Origin of the sequence: Streptomyces sp. NPDC058086, from assembly GCF_042885015.1 — a bacterium.
GTDB lineage: Bacteria > Actinomycetota > Actinomycetes > Streptomycetales > Streptomycetaceae > Streptomyces.
Map to the genome: position 1 here is coordinate 16,069 of NZ_JBHVST010000032.1, position 12,354 is coordinate 28,422.

The 12,354-nt window shown below is 69.6% G+C and carries 12 protein-coding genes and 1 riboswitch; of the genes, 10 read left to right on the top strand and 2 right to left on the bottom strand.

All coding sequences use genetic code 11. The annotated features are described in order from the left end of the window. Positions 1 to 23 precede the first annotated feature (23 nt). A complete protein-coding gene (locus ACFVWD_RS24680) occupies positions 24 to 659 on the bottom strand; it encodes a murein hydrolase activator EnvC family protein (protein ID WP_389598999.1) in 636 nt (211 codons plus the stop codon). Between the two features lie 270 nt (positions 660 to 929). Here ACFVWD_RS24680 and rpsB point away from each other — a divergent pair, with 270 nt between their 5' ends. The 5 genes from rpsB (at position 930) to ACFVWD_RS24705 (ending at position 5,605) form a co-directional block, all read left to right on the top strand. After that, positions 930 to 1,865: a 30S ribosomal protein S2 gene (gene rpsB, locus ACFVWD_RS24685; protein WP_054235348.1), complete on the top strand. Its 936-nt coding sequence runs from the start codon at positions 930 to 932 to the stop codon at positions 1,863 to 1,865. Positions 1,866 to 1,960: 95 nt separating this feature from the next. Beyond that, positions 1,961 to 2,797 (top strand): translation elongation factor Ts, encoded by an 837-nt coding sequence (gene tsf, locus ACFVWD_RS24690; RefSeq protein ID WP_389599001.1) that lies wholly within the window; start codon positions 1,961 to 1,963, stop codon positions 2,795 to 2,797. 179 nt (positions 2,798 to 2,976) lie between these two features. After that, positions 2,977 to 3,747, top strand: coding sequence for a UMP kinase (pyrH, locus tag ACFVWD_RS24695; RefSeq protein WP_054235346.1), 771 nt, complete (start codon positions 2,977 to 2,979; stop codon positions 3,745 to 3,747). A 170-nt stretch (positions 3,748 to 3,917) separates the two neighbouring features. After that, positions 3,918 to 4,475: a ribosome recycling factor gene (gene frr / locus ACFVWD_RS24700; RefSeq protein ID WP_054235439.1), complete on the top strand. Its 558-nt coding sequence runs from the start codon at positions 3,918 to 3,920 to the stop codon at positions 4,473 to 4,475. Then, the gene (locus ACFVWD_RS24705; RefSeq protein ID WP_168496069.1) at positions 4,475 to 5,605 is read left to right on the top strand and encodes a phosphatidate cytidylyltransferase; all 1,131 of its coding nucleotides are present in this window, start codon (positions 4,475 to 4,477) and stop codon (positions 5,603 to 5,605) included. The genes frr and ACFVWD_RS24705 overlap by 1 nt, the downstream gene beginning before the upstream one ends. A 99-nt stretch (positions 5,606 to 5,704) precedes the next feature. Here ACFVWD_RS24705 and ACFVWD_RS24710 read toward each other — a convergent pair whose 3' ends face one another. Beyond that, on the bottom strand, positions 5,705 to 6,070 hold the full coding sequence (locus tag ACFVWD_RS24710; protein ID WP_389599002.1) for a DUF6479 family protein: 366 nt from the start codon (positions 6,068 to 6,070) through the stop codon (positions 5,705 to 5,707). A 134-nt stretch (positions 6,071 to 6,204) separates the two neighbouring features. On the opposite strand from ACFVWD_RS24710, the gene rlmN reads away from it, so the two are divergent. The 5 genes from rlmN (at position 6,205) to ACFVWD_RS24735 (ending at position 12,304) form a co-directional block, all read left to right on the top strand. Beyond that, a complete protein-coding gene (rlmN, locus tag ACFVWD_RS24715) occupies positions 6,205 to 7,311 on the top strand; it encodes a 23S rRNA (adenine(2503)-C(2))-methyltransferase RlmN (protein WP_168496075.1) in 1,107 nt (368 codons plus the stop codon). Positions 7,312 to 7,406: 95 nt separating this feature from the next. Beyond that, positions 7,407 to 7,525, top strand: a riboswitch (TPP riboswitch). A 79-nt stretch (positions 7,526 to 7,604) separates the two neighbouring features. After that, positions 7,605 to 8,681, top strand: a complete 1,077-nt coding sequence (locus ACFVWD_RS24720) for a thiamine ABC transporter substrate binding subunit (protein WP_389599003.1) — start codon at positions 7,605 to 7,607, stop codon at positions 8,679 to 8,681. Continuing rightward, positions 8,657 to 10,369 (top strand): ABC transporter permease, encoded by a 1,713-nt coding sequence (locus tag ACFVWD_RS24725; RefSeq protein ID WP_389599005.1) that lies wholly within the window; start codon positions 8,657 to 8,659, stop codon positions 10,367 to 10,369. Before ACFVWD_RS24720 ends, ACFVWD_RS24725 begins: the two co-directional genes overlap by 25 nt. Further along, positions 10,369 to 11,493, top strand: a complete 1,125-nt coding sequence (locus tag ACFVWD_RS24730; RefSeq protein ID WP_389599006.1) for an ABC transporter ATP-binding protein — start codon at positions 10,369 to 10,371, stop codon at positions 11,491 to 11,493. Before ACFVWD_RS24725 ends, ACFVWD_RS24730 begins: the two co-directional genes overlap by 1 nt. A 10-nt stretch (positions 11,494 to 11,503) precedes the next feature. Next, positions 11,504 to 12,304: a maleylpyruvate isomerase family mycothiol-dependent enzyme gene (locus ACFVWD_RS24735; protein ID WP_389599008.1), complete on the top strand. Its 801-nt coding sequence runs from the start codon at positions 11,504 to 11,506 to the stop codon at positions 12,302 to 12,304. Positions 12,305 to 12,354 lie beyond the last annotated feature (50 nt).

Here is a 12,354-nt window from a genome sequence, read left to right on the forward strand (position 1 = left end):
GCGGGAGGTGGTTTCCTCGATTCTCACGGCAGGAGGGTCAGGGACCCGGACGGCTGTCGCTGCGCGCTCGTCACCGGGAGCAGGCGGGACGGGCCCCTGTGCAGGAGCCAGGGCGGGAGCAGGGACAGGGGGTTCAAGTAGGTTCTGTCTCTTCGCAGGCCCCAGTGCAGACATGACGTTCCGCAGTGGGCGTCGCCCGGTTCGAGCGTGCCCAGTACCTCGCCCGCGGCCACCTCGTCGCCCTGGTGCACCGTCGCCCGTACGGGGGTGAAGGTCGTGCGCAGGGGCGGAGCGCCCGTGCCCGTCAGTTCGACGGCGACCACTCCACGGCCCGCGACCCGCCCCGCGAAGGAGACGCGGCCCGGCGCGACGGAGCGCACCGAGGCGCCCGGGGGCGCCGCGAGGTCCACCCCGCGATGGCCGCGGGCGTACGGCGTCGCAGGCGGGTCCCAGCCCCGCAGGACCGAGGGGTGCAGACCCACCGGCCAGAGGCGGGCAAGCTGCGGAACCGTCGCGTCGGGGGCCGGTGGACTGGCGGGAGGCGGCGGCGCCGGACCGTTCGCCCGGGCCAGGGCTGAGGGGGCCAGCGCACCCAGCACGGTCACCGTCATTCCCAACAGCAACCCCAGCCACGTGCACACACATCGTTTCGCTCGCATGCGAGAACGGTCCCGCATCTGACGGATCATGGCCGGGATCTGTGGACCACCGGCCGGTTGTGGACAGCGGCGTCACCCTGCACCTTCCGGGTCCCGTACACTTCTCGTGGCGATCCGGGTCACCGGGTCGACTTCGCACGCCCCGACACCCGGCCATCAAAAGCCGGTGTCAGCGCCCCTCGGTCCCTCGTGGCAAGGCGCATCGCGGGCGTCAGGCGCGAGTGCCGTCCGGCACACGCGGCACAACCGAGAACACCAAGGAGAACGGCCATGGCCGTCGTCACGATGCGGGAGCTGCTGGAAAGCGGCGTCCACTTCGGTCACCAGACCCGCCGCTGGAACCCGAAGATGAAGCGCTTCATCTTCACGGAGCGCAACGGCATCTACATCATCGACCTGCTCCAGTCGCTGTCGTACATCGACCGCGCCTACGAGTTCGTCAAGGAGACCGTCGCCCACGGCGGCACGGTCATGTTCGTCGGCACGAAGAAGCAGGCGCAGGAGGCCATCGCCGAGCAGGCCACCCGCGTCGGCATGCCCTACGTCAACCAGCGCTGGCTGGGCGGCATGCTCACCAACTTCTCCACCGTCTACAAGCGTCTGCAGCGCCTCAAGGAGCTCGAGCAGATCGACTTCGAGGACGTCGCCGCTTCCGGTCTCACCAAGAAGGAGCTTCTCGTGCTCTCGCGCGAGAAGGCCAAGCTGGAGAAGACCCTCGGTGGTATCCGCGAGATGCAGAAGGTGCCCAGCGCCGTCTGGATCGTGGACACCAAGAAGGAGCACATCGCGGTCGGTGAGGCCCGGAAGCTCAACATTCCGGTCGTCGCCATCCTCGACACCAACTGCGACCCCGACGAGGTCGACTACAAGATCCCGGGCAACGACGACGCGATCCGCTCCGTCACCCTGCTCACCCGCGTGATCGCCGACGCCGTCGCCGAGGGCCTCATCTCCCGCTCCGGTGCCGGCAAGGCCGAGGGTGACAAGGCCGCGGGCGAGCCGCTCGCCGCGTGGGAGCGCGACCTGCTCGAGGGCGAGAAGAAGGCCGACGACGCCGAGGTCCAGACCTCCGCCGAGACGGAGAAGGTTGCCGACGCCGAGCAGGCCGAGGTTGTCGCCGAGGCCGAGGCCGAGGCTGTTGTCGAGGCCCCGGCCGCCGAGGCCCCCGTCGCCGAGGCCCCGGCCGCGGACGCCGAGCAGGCCTGACCCCTCACCCCTTCGGGTCACGAACGGCGGGGGCACACCGAGCCCCCGCCGTTCGGCCCGTAGATCTTCAGACTTCGAGAGAGATTCCAGGAATCATGGCGAACTACACCGCCGCCGACGTCAAGAAGCTCCGTGAGCTCACCGGCGCAGGCATGATGGACTGCAAGAAGGCGCTGGACGAGGCCGACGGCAACGTCGACAAGGCCGTCGAGGAACTGCGCATCAAGGGCCAGAAGGGCGTCGCCAAGCGCGAAGGCCGCTCCGCCGAGAACGGCGCCGTGGTCTCCATCATCGCTGACGACAACACCTCCGGTGTCCTGGTCGAGCTGAAGTGCGAGACGGACTTCGTCGCCAAGGGCGAGAAGTTCCAGACCGTCGCCAACGAGATCGCCCAGCACGTCGTCAAGACGTCGCCGGCCGACATCGAGGCGCTGCTCGGCTCCGAGATCGAGCCCGGCAAGACGGTTCAGGCGTTCGTCGACGAGGCCAACGCCAACCTGGGCGAGAAGATCGTCCTGGACCGCTTCGCCCAGTTCTCCGGTGCCTACGTGGCCGCGTACATGCACCGCACCATGCCCGACCTGCCCCCGCAGATCGGTGTCCTGGTCGAGCTGGACAAGGCCGATGCCGACCTCGCCAAGGGTGTCGCGCAGCACATCGCCGCCTTCGCGCCGAAGTACCTCTCCAAGGAGGACGTCCCGGCCGAGGTCGTCGAGTCCGAGCGCCGCGTCGCCGAGGAGACCACCCGCGCCGAGGGCAAGCCCGAGGCCGCCCTCCCGAAGATCGTCGAGGGTCGCGTCAACGGCTTCTTCAAGGAGGCCACCCTCCTTGGTCAGCCGTACGCGCTCGACAACAAGAAGTCCGTCCAGAAGGTCCTGGACGAGGCCGGTGTCACCCTGAAGCGCTTCGTGCGCATCAAGGTCGGCATCTGAGTCCGTACCGCGATCGACGCGCGACCCCTATAGGGTCGGCAGCAGTCGTCCGCGTACGCCGACACGCGCGCGTGCGTGACGGACGACAGCAGATCTGACGAGGAGGCCATTGCCGCGTATGGGAGACAACACCCCACCGGCAATGGCCTTCTTCGTATGTGCACCATGAGGAGATCTCCATGACCACCACCCAGGCCGACAAGGGCGAGAAGACCGACGACGGCAAAGGCGCGGGCCGCTTTCTGCTGAAGCTTTCCGGCGAGGCGTTCGCCGGAGGCGGCGGACTGGGCGTCGACCCCGACGTGGTGCACAAGATCGCCCGCGAGATCGCGGCCGTCGTGCGCGGCGGCGCCCAGATCGCCGTCGTCATCGGCGGCGGCAACTTCTTCCGCGGCGCCGAGCTCCAGCAGCGTGGCATGGACCGGGCCCGCTCCGACTACATGGGGATGCTCGGCACGGTCATGAACTGCCTCGCCCTCCAGGACTTCCTGGAGAAGGAGGGCATCGACAGCCGCGTGCAGACCGCCATCACCATGGGGCAGGTCGCCGAGCCGTACATCCCGCTGCGCGCCGTACGGCACCTGGAGAAGGGCCGTGTGGTCATCTTCGGCGCCGGTATGGGCATGCCGTACTTCTCCACCGACACCACCGCCGCCCAGCGTGCCCTGGAGATCGACGCCGAGGCCCTTCTGATGGGCAAGAACGGCGTGGACGGGGTCTACGACTCCGACCCCAAGACCAACCCCGAGGCCGTCAAGTTCGACTCGCTCGGCTACGGCGAGGTCATCACGCGCGACCTCAAGGTCGCCGACATGACCGCCATCACGCTGTGCCGCGACAACAAGCTGCCGATCCTGGTCTTCGAGCTCCTGGCGGAGGGCAATATCGCGCGGGCCGTCAAGGGTGAGAAGATCGGCACACTCGTGGGTGACCAAAGCGGCCGGGCCTGACCGGGACCGACCTCGGCCGGGGACAAGCCCGGGCCGAGGATGGACCCTGACCGGGGGATGGACAATGTCCTGCCGGTCCGGAACCGTGCAGGAATAAGACGCGACGCAGCCGGCCGCCACCCCGACGAGGAGCAGCTGCCGGGCCTACTCAAGACACGCAGGAGCAAGTGGTGATCGAAGAGACCCTCCTCGAGGCCGAGGAGAAGATGGAGAAGGCCGTCGTGGTCGCCAAGGAGGACTTCGCCGCGATCCGCACCGGCCGTGCGCACCCGGCGATGTTCAACAAGATCGTGGCCGACTACTACGGCGCGCTGACGCCGATCAACCAGCTGGCCTCGTTCTCGGTGCCGGAGCCGCGCATGGCCGTGGTGACCCCGTTCGACAAGAGCGCGATGCGCAACATCGAGCAGGCGATCCGCGACTCCGACCTGGGCGTCAACCCGAGCAACGACGGCAACATCATCCGGGTGGTGTTCCCCGAGCTGACCGAGGAGCGCCGCAAGGACTACATCAAGGTCGCCAAGACCAAGGGCGAGGACGCCAAGGTGTCCATCCGCTCGGTCCGTCGCAAGGCCAAGGACGCCATCGACAAGCTGATCAAGGACGGCGAGGTCGGCGAGGACGAGGGCCGCCGCGCGGAGAAGGAGCTCGACGACACCACCGCGAAGTACGTCGCACAGGTGGACGAGCTCCTGAAGCACAAGGAAGCGGAGCTGCTCGAGGTCTGATGAACGACTCTTCCTGGGGGGCGCCGCCACAAGCCGGGTACTGGGGGCCGTCCGAGCAGGGGCCTGTCCAGGGGGCAGCCCCGGCGGGTCCCGCATACGATGCGCATAACGCGCAGCAGACTCGCCCCATGCCCATCGTGCCCGACGTACCCGCACACGGCGGAGACCAGGATGACGACCGGGGGGCCGCTCGGCTGAGTGGCCCCCTGTTCCGCGACGACACCCCGTCGGCGGGATCCCTCGGGACCCCGTCGCAGAAGCCGCAGGAGCCCATGCCCAGCCCCGTCCCACAGCCCGCCCCCGCGCCGCAGAAGAAGAGTGCGGGACGCGATCTGGGTGCCGCGATAGGGGTCGGCGTCGGGCTCGGTGCGGTGATCGTCGCGTCGTTGTTCGTCGTCAAGGCCGTGTTCGTCGGGGTCATAGCGGTCGCCGTGGTGGTGGGCCTGTGGGAGCTCACGTCACGGCTCGAGGAACGCAAGGGCATCAAGGCGCCGCTCGTCCCGCTGGCGGTGGGCGGTGCGGCGATGGTCGTCTCCGGCTACGTCCGGGGTGCCGAGGGCGCGTGGGTGGCGATGGCGCTCACCGCGCTGGCGGTCCTGGTCTGGCGGATGACGGAACCGCCCGAGGGCTATCTCAAGGACGTCACGGCGGGCGTCTTCGCGGCCTTCTACGTGCCGTTCCTGGCGACGTTCGTGGCCATGATGCTGACCGCCGACGACGGTCCGCGCCGCGTCCTGACGTTCCTGCTGCTGACGGTCGTCAGCGACACGGGCGCGTACGCGATCGGCTGGCGCTTCGGCAAGCACAAGCTGGCGCCGCGCATCAGCCCCGGCAAGACCCGCGAGGGCCTGTTCGGAGCGGTCACCTTCGCGATGGTCGGGGGCGCGCTGTGCATGCAGTACCTGATCGAGGACGGCACGTGGTGGCAGGGGCTGATCCTGGGCTTCGCGGTCGCGGCCACCGCCACGCTCGGCGACCTCGGCGAGTCCATGATCAAGCGGGACCTGGGCATCAAGGACATGGGCACCCTGCTGCCGGGTCACGGCGGCATCATGGACCGGCTGGACTCGCTGCTGCCGACCGCGCCGGTGGTCTGGCTGCTGCTGGTGCTCTTCGTGGGATCCGCCTGACCTGTCATGGGATCCGGCTGACCTGCGCACATGTCGGTGAGGGGCTCGTCGTCCACAGGGCGGCGGGCCCCTTTTCGCAGCGTGGTCGACGGATCGGCGTCAGTGGTGGCCCAGTCCACCGCTGCCGAACGAGCCGCTCCCGCCGTCGTGCCAGCGCTCTCGCTTCTGCGACGGGCTCGTGCGGGTCGACATGTGGGTCAGCTCGTACGGGGTGAGAGCGTGCTGACCCTTGGTCACCTTGGGTATCTCGGCGGGCTCCCGGATCTCCCGCATCTCGCGGACCGGGCCACCCTGCGGCACGTGCGGCTGTTCCTCGGCGCGCGGCAGACGCGGTGCGCGGGTCCGCATACGGCAGCTCAGCCAGAAGCTGCCGGCCAGGAGCGTGATGAGTGCCACGGCGATCAGGAACAGCGCGAGGCTGATCAGACCGCTGGGCTCCGCCAAATACATCGATGCAGTACTCATATCATGCAAATACCCGCAAATTACCCATCGAACCGGCCGCTCCGACCGCACCGAACGCCGGCGGCACCATCGACGATCACCCCGGAAACTCGGGCCGCGGGTCACTCCGATCCATCTGCGACACTGGTATGGCCATGCCTAAGCCCGGAGAACTCACATTCGTCGCCCCCCGCGGAGCCAAGAAGCCGCCGCGGCACCTCGCCGACCTCACGCCCGCCGAGCGCAAAGAGGCGGTTGCCGCGATCGGTGAGAAGCCGTTTCGCGCCAAGCAGCTCTCGCAGCACTACTTCGCGCGGTTCGCGCACGACCCCGCGGAGTGGACGGACATCCCGGCCGCCGCGCGCGGAAAGCTCCAGGAGGCGCTGCTTCCCGAGCTGATGACGGTCGTGCGGCATCTGTCGACCGACCAGGACACCACCCGCAAGACCCTGTGGCGCCTGTTCGACGGCACGCTCGTCGAGTCCGTCCTGATGCGCTACCCGGACCGGGTGACCATGTGCATCAGTTCGCAGGCGGGCTGCGGGATGAACTGCCCGTTCTGCGCCACCGGACAGGCCGGGCTGGACCGGAACCTGTCCACGGGCGAGATCGTGCACCAGATCGTGGACGGGATGCGGGCCCTGCGAGACGGTGAGATCCCGGGCGGCCCGGCGCGGCTGAGCAACATCGTCTTCATGGGCATGGGCGAGCCGCTCGCCAACTACAAGCGGGTCGTGGGCGCCATCCGCGCGCTCACCGACCCCGAGCCGGACGGGCTCGGGCTCTCGCAGCGCGGGATCACCGTGTCGACGGTCGGGCTGGTGCCCGCCATCCACCGGTTCTCCGACGAGGGCTTCAAGTGCCGTCTCGCCATCTCGCTGCACGCCCCTGACGACGAGCTGCGCGACACCCTCGTCCCCGTCAACACGCGGTGGAAGGTGCGCGAGGTGCTCGACGCAGGCTGGGAGTACGCGGCCAAGTCCGGGCGCCGGCTGTCCATCGAGTACGCCCTCATCCGGGACATCAACGACCAGGCATGGCGTGGTGACCGGCTCGGGCGGCTGCTCAAGGGCAAGCCCGTGCACGTCAACCTCATCCCGCTGAACCCGACGCCGGGTTCGAAGTGGACCGCCTCGCGGCCCGAGGACGAGAAGGCGTTCGTCGAGGCGATCGCGGCTCACGGGGTGCCGGTGACCGTCCGGGACACCCGGGGCCAGGAGATCGACGGGGCATGCGGACAGCTGGCCGCGACCGAGCGATAGTCTGATCGGCGGCAGTGCCCGGCAGCGCCTTTTCAGTCGATGGCGGCTGGTGCCGGCCACTGTCAGTCAGTGCAATTTCAATTTCCGACATCTTCATATTCCGACAGGGGAGCGCCACAGCGCTGAGAGTGCGGTAGCCGGAGCACCGGTGGGCCGCAGACCCTCTGAACCTTGCCCAGGTCATTCTGGGTAGGAAGTTCGGGCATCACTCAAGCTGTTGCGCCCTGCCCGGGAACCTTCCGAGGATCCCGGGCAGGGCCGCGTCTCTTCCTGGTCATCCCAGGAGGAATTCAGTGAGCATCAAGAGGACGACCACGGCCGCGGCCATCGGGCTGGGCCTCGTCACGCTGTCCGCGTGCGGGTCCTCCGACAGCGGCGGCGCCGGGGACTCCAAGACCGTCACGCTCGTCAGCCACGACTCATGGGCTGTGTCGAAGAGCGTGCTGCAGGACTTCGAGAAGCAGTCCGGGTACAAGGTCAAGGTCCTCAAGGACGGCGACGCCGGGCAGGCCGTCAACAAGGCCATCCTCACCAAGGACAACCCGCAGGGCGACGTCTTCTTCGGCGTCGACAACACCCTGCTGTCCCGTGCGCTCGACAACGGGCTGTTCCAGCCGTACGAGGCCAAGGGCTCCGACCAGATCGTCCAGCAGTACCGGATCGACCAGGACAAGCACCGGGTCACGCCCATCGACTCCGGTGACATCTGCGTCAACTACGACAAGGCCTACTTCAGCAAGCACAAGCTGGCCCCGCCCGCCTCGTTCGACGACCTGATCAAGCCCGCGTACAAGAACCTCCTCGTCACCGAGAACGCGGCCACGTCCTCGCCCGGCCTCGGCTTCCTGCTCGGGACCGCGGCGAAGTACGGCGACGACGGGTGGCAGGACTACTGGAAGAAGCTCAGGGCCAACGGCGTGAAGGTGGTCGACGGCTGGGAGCAGGCCTACAACGACGAGTTCTCCGGGTCCGCGGGAGGCAAGAAGGCCAAGGCCGACCGGCCGCTGGTCGTCTCGTACGCCTCCTCCCCGCCCGCCGAGGTGATCTACGCCGACCCGAAGCCGAAGACCGCGCCGACCGGGGTCGCGAGCGGCACCTGCTTCCGCCAGGTCGAGTACGCGGGGCTGCTGAGCAACGCGAAGAACACCAAGGGCGGCAAGGCGCTTCTCGACTTCCTCATCAGCGTCGAGTTCCAGGACGACATGCCGCTGAACATGTTCGTGTACCCGGTCCGCGAGACCGCCCAGGTGCCCGAGGAGTTCGTGAAGTTCGGCCCGCAGGCCAAGGATCCCGAGACCCTGGCGCCCGCCAAGATCGCCGACAACCGTGACCAGTGGGTCAAGTCGTGGACCTCGCTCGTACTGAAGTAGCGCCTCGGAGGAGACGCAAGGAGAGCGCGACGCGGATCGGGCTGATGGCCCTGCCCGTCGCGTTCTTCGCCGTCTTCTTCGCCTACCCCGTCGCCGCGATCGTCGCCCGCGGCCTCAAGATCGACGGGGTCTGGCGGTTCGGGCGGATCGGTGAGGTGCTCGCGCAGTCCGACATCCGGCACGTCCTGTGGTTCACCACCTGGCAGGCGCTCGCCTCCACGGCGCTCACGCTGCTGATCGCGCTCCCCGGCGCGTATGTATTCGCGCGCTTCGACTTCAGGGGCAAGCAGGTGCTGCGAGCGGTGGTGACGGTCCCGTTCGTGCTGCCGACGGTCGTGGTCGGTACGGCGTTCCTGGCCCTGGTGGGCCGGGGCGGACTCCTCGATCAGCTGTGGGGCGTACGGCTGGACACCACCGTCTGGGCGATTCTGCTCGCGCACGTCTTCTTCAACTACGCGGTGGTCGTACGGACCGTCGGCGGGCTCTGGTCGCAGCTCGACCCGCGTCAGGAGGAGGCCGCGCGGATGCTGGGTGCCTCCCGGTTCGCGGCCTGGCGCAAGGTGACGCTGCCGGCGCTGAGCCCGGCCGTGGCCGCCGCCGCGCTGATGGTCTTCCTCTTCACCTTCACCTCGTTCGGTGTGGTGCAGATCCTCGGCGGGCCGACCTTCTCCACCCTGGAGGTCGAGATCTACCGGCAGACCTCGGAGATCTTCGACCTCGCGACCGCGGCGGTGCTGACGATCGTCCAGTTCGTGGCGGTCGGCGCGATCCTCGCCGTGCACGCCTGGACCGTACGCCGCCGGGAGACCGCACTGCGTCTGGTGGCTCCGGAGGTGACCGTGCGCCGACCCCGCGGGGCCGGTCAGTGGGCGCTGCTGGGCGGGGTCCTGGCGAGCATCCTCGTTCTCCTCGTCCTGCCGCTCGGGGTACTGGTCCAGCGGTCCCTGGACGCACCCGGCGGCTACGGATTCGCGTACTACAAGGCGTTGACCTCGGCCGACAGCGGCATCTTCCTGGTGGCACCGATCGCGGCGATCGGCAACTCGCTGGAGTACGCGCTCGCCGCCACCGCCGTCGCCGTCGTGATCGGCGGTATGGCGGCCGCGGCGCTCACCCTCCCCCAGTCTCGGCTTCGCTCGACCGGGGGGACTCCCATGACCGGGCGTCTCGTACGGGGCTTCGACGCGCTGCTGATGCTGCCGCTCGGCGTGTCCGCCGTAACCGTCGGGTTCGGCTTCCTGATCGCGCTCGACGAACCGCCGCTGGATCTGCGTTCCTCCTGGATCCTGGTGCCGCTCGCGCAGGCACTGGTGGGCGTCCCCTTCGTCGTACGCACCATGTTGCCGGTGCTGCGGGCGGTGGACGGAAGGCTCCGGGAGGCCGCCGCCGTCCTCGGAGCGTCGCCCTGGCGGGTGTGGCGGGAGGTCGACCTGCCGATGGTGCGGCGGGCGCTGCTGATCGCGGCGGGGTTCGCCTTCGCCGTGTCGCTGGGCGAGTTCGGGGCGACGGTCTTCATCGCGCGGCCCGACAACCCCACCCTGCCGGTTGCCGTGGCCCGGCTGCTGGGGCGTGCGGGTGACCTCAACTACGGCCAGGCGATGGCCCTTTCGACGATCTTGATGGTGGTGTGCGCGGTGGCCCTGTTGCTGTTGGAGCGCATCCGCACCGACCGGACGGGGGAGTTCTGATGGCGCGACTGGCGAAGCAAGCGACGGAGGAGGCGCAGGAGGGAACGACGGAGCATCCCCGGACCCGGACCTGGACCCGGACGGGCGACGCCCTGCTGAGGGTCGAGGCCGCGTCCGTACGCTTCGGCGGTCGGCCGGTACTCGACGCCGTCGGCCTCGACGTCGCCGAGCACGAGATCGTGTGTGTGCTCGGACCGAGCGGCAGCGGCAAGTCCACGCTGCTGCGGGCGGTGGCCGGACTGCAGCCGCTCGACGCGGGCCGCGTGCTCCTGGCGGGGCGCGACCAGGCCGGGGTGTCCGCGCACAAGCGGGGTGTCGGGCTGATGTTCCAGGATCACCAGCTCTTCCCGCAGCGGGACGTGGGCGGCAATGTCGCCTTCGGGCTGCGCATGCACGGCGCGTCGAAGGACCAACAGGCCGCACGGGTCCAGGAGCTGCTGGAGCTGGTCGGGCTGCCCGGGGCCCAGGCGCGCGCTGTCGCCGCCCTCTCCGGTGGTGAGCAGCAGCGGGTCGCGCTGGCCCGTGCGCTCGCCCCGCGCCCCCGGCTGCTGATGCTCGACGAGCCGCTCGGCCAGCTGGACCGCTCGCTGCGGGAACGGCTCGTCGTGGAACTCCGGCAGCTCTTCGGCGAGTTGGGCACGACCGTGCTCGCCGTCACCCACGACCAGGGCGAGGCCTTCGCGCTCGCCGACCGGGTCGTGGTGATGCGCGAGGGACGGATCGCCCAGTCCGGCACGCCACTTGAGGTCTGGCAGTACCCGGCGGACGAGTTCGTGGCCCGTTTCCTCGGCTTCGACAACGTGGTCGCGGCGACGGTGCGCGATCGGCTCGCGGACACCCCGTGGGGGAAGGTCCCGGTGCCGGAGGGCACCGCGCAGGGTCCCGGCACGCTCCTCGTACGGCCCGCGGGCGTGCGGCTGGTCGACCCCGCGGACGGGCTGCGCTGCACCGTGGCCGCACGCACCTTCCGGGGCAACCACGTCGCCGTACAGCTGAAGCCGGAAGACGCGCCGCCCATCGAAGCGGCGTGCGCGCTGCGGGAGGCGCCCGCGCCCGGTGACGAGGTCGGCGTGGTGTTCGAGGCAGCCGAAATCGTCGTGCTCGGGGAGCCGTCGGCGCCGTAGGGTGCGGATCATGACGCCACTCGCACATGACCGCTACTGCGACGCGATCGAGCTGGAGGTGCGGCTGCTGAGGGACGTGGTGACGTCCGGGGCCGACCTGTCCGCGACCGTGCCGACCTGCCCGGACTGGTCGCTGGAGCGGCTCGTGCGGCACACGGGCGGCGCGCTGCGCTGGGTCGAGCTCATCGTCCGCACGAGGGCGCGGGAGAACGTCCACGACGAGCAGGTGCCGCTCCTTGAGGGACCCGCCGCCGAGGGCGACCCCGCCGCGCTGGACGCCTGGCTCGCCGAGACCGGCGAGATGCTCGTGGCCGCGCTGCGCGAGGCGGGGCCCGACACCGAGGTGTGGGCCTGGGCAGGGGACCTCAGCTCCGGCTTCTGGGCCCGCCGGATGACGCACGAGCTGGTGATCCACCGAGCCGACGCGACGCTGGCGGCCGGGCTGCCGTACGAGGTGGCGTCCGATGTGGCCGCGGACGCGATCGACGAGTGGCTGGGGATCATCGAGTTCGTGCAGCGGACGCGACCGCACGACGCCGCCGCGGCCGAACTGCGCGGCCCGGGCCGCAGCATCCATCTGCACGCCACCGACACCCCGCCCGAACTCGACGCCGAGTGGGTCGTCGAGCTCACCGAGGAGGGCGTCACCTGGCGCCGGGACCACGAGAAGGCAACCGTCGCGCTGCGCGGCCCGCTCACCGACGTCCTGCTCGCCTTCTACCGCCGACTGCCGCTGGACGACGGACGGTTGGAGGTGCTGGGGGAGCGGGAGCTGCTGGACTTCTGGCTGGAGCGGGCGACCTTCGGCTAGCCGGCGGACCCGGACAGGCGTGTGGCCCGCCCCCTTCGAGAGGGACGGGC

Coding starts and splice junctions, on each gene's coding strand:
- tsf (WP_389599001.1), top strand. CDS start 1,961: ATGGCGAACTACACCGCCGCCGACGTCAAGAAGCTCCGTGAGCTCACC.
- ACFVWD_RS24705 (WP_168496069.1), top strand. CDS start 4,475: ATGAACGACTCTTCCTGGGGGGCGCCGCCACAAGCCGGGTACTGGGGG.
- pyrH (WP_054235346.1), top strand. CDS start 2,977: ATGACCACCACCCAGGCCGACAAGGGCGAGAAGACCGACGACGGCAAA.
- ACFVWD_RS24735 (WP_389599008.1), top strand. CDS start 11,504: ATGACGCCACTCGCACATGACCGCTACTGCGACGCGATCGAGCTGGAG.
- ACFVWD_RS24710 (WP_389599002.1), bottom strand. CDS start 6,070: ATGAGTACTGCATCGATGTATTTGGCGGAGCCCAGCGGTCTGATCAGC.
- ACFVWD_RS24730 (WP_389599006.1), top strand. CDS start 10,369: ATGGCGCGACTGGCGAAGCAAGCGACGGAGGAGGCGCAGGAGGGAACG.
- rpsB (WP_054235348.1), top strand. CDS start 930: ATGGCCGTCGTCACGATGCGGGAGCTGCTGGAAAGCGGCGTCCACTTC.
- rlmN (WP_168496075.1), top strand. CDS start 6,205: ATGCCTAAGCCCGGAGAACTCACATTCGTCGCCCCCCGCGGAGCCAAG.
- ACFVWD_RS24680 (WP_389598999.1), bottom strand. CDS start 659: ATGCGAGCGAAACGATGTGTGTGCACGTGGCTGGGGTTGCTGTTGGGA.